Source organism: Thiocapsa sp. (genome assembly GCF_011390875.1).
In the GTDB taxonomy this organism is placed as follows: domain Bacteria; phylum Pseudomonadota; class Gammaproteobacteria; order Chromatiales; family Chromatiaceae; genus Thiocapsa.
This window is the reverse complement of record NZ_JAABRP010000183.1, coordinates 1-329: the sequence shown is the minus strand read 5'-3', so window position 1 is coordinate 329 and position 329 is coordinate 1. Positions and strand designations below refer to the sequence as shown.

General features: G+C 65.7%; 1 pseudogene. It reads left to right on the top strand.

From position 1 onward, the window contains the following. A pseudogene (locus tag GPT33_RS14330) lies at positions 1 to 329 on the top strand (hypothetical protein); the annotation flags it as partial.

Genomic DNA, 329 nt, shown 5'->3' with positions numbered 1-329 from the left:
CTACTGGGACGCCCGCCGGGAGGGTGACCGGGTACGGCCTTACTTCCATTGGCAAGTCACCCGCGTCGAGGTGCTCGAGCCGCCTCGCTACATCGCCCTGCGGCGCAATGAGGTCAAGGATCGGGTGCCGGGAACCGCCGTGCTGAACAAGTGGATGCGGGGTACCGCCCGCCCCGAGCCGCTCTGGGCGGATGGTGGTAAGGACGAGCTCGGCACCGATCAGAAGGGGCGCACGCAACGCCAGACCATGGCCCTCAAGAACGTTCGTTACCTACTGACCGCCAAGATCGTTCCAAAGGCAGCGTTCGCAGCAGAACGGGGCGCCATGA